We start from the raw sequence: 657 nt of genomic DNA, 5'->3' as shown, positions 1-657 counted from the left end.
GGGAGTTTCCGCGTTCTGCACCAAACCCTGACACCACCGGGCGATGCGCCAGACCCGCAAAGCGGTGAACGCTACACCGAAAAACTGACCCAACGCGCCGTCACCAAGATTTTCGAATCCGGTGCCTATGTCGCGGTTCGCGAAGGGGGATTCGCAACATTCCTGACCCTGACATTCTCCAACGAGCAGCGAAATGCCATCTTTGGCGGTGACACCACGCTAGGCAAAGAGGTGTCCCGGTTTCTGGATGGCATCAAAAAAATGTACCAACGCGGTTGGCAAGGTATTGGCAAAAATGAACAGCCGTTCGAGCTCGACGGCATTGCCGATCCGTTCCATTACATCTGGGTAGCAGAGTGCCCGGCCAATGAAAACGGCGAACCTAACCCGCATGTGCATTTGCTGATGAATTGGAAGGTTGAAAAAGAGCACTTCGCCGCCTGGTCTGAACGGTTGGAGGGGATTTGGGGACATGGCTTTGCCCATCTTGAACGCATCCGCGAACCCAAAGCCGCAGGCAGCTACCTGATAAAAGCCGTTGGCTATGCCGCCAAAGGGGACAATGCCAACCAAGGTTTGATCCGAGGCAACCGCTACAACATAGCCCGCTGCAGCCGCGCCCCCGGTTGGGAGTGTGTCGCCAGTTTCGAAGCCGGG

Annotated in this window: 1 protein-coding gene; it reads left to right on the top strand. The window is 56.5% G+C overall.

Annotated features, from left to right (window positions below; all coding sequences use genetic code 11):
- The coding region (locus ABT56_RS24355; protein ID WP_047881216.1) for a rolling circle replication-associated protein at positions 1–657 on the top strand (657 nt) is incomplete at both ends.

It is taken from the genome of Photobacterium aquae, assembly GCF_001029445.1.
GTDB lineage: Bacteria > Pseudomonadota > Gammaproteobacteria > Enterobacterales > Vibrionaceae > Photobacterium > Photobacterium aquae.
This window is presented reverse-complemented; position numbering and strand designations above follow the sequence as displayed.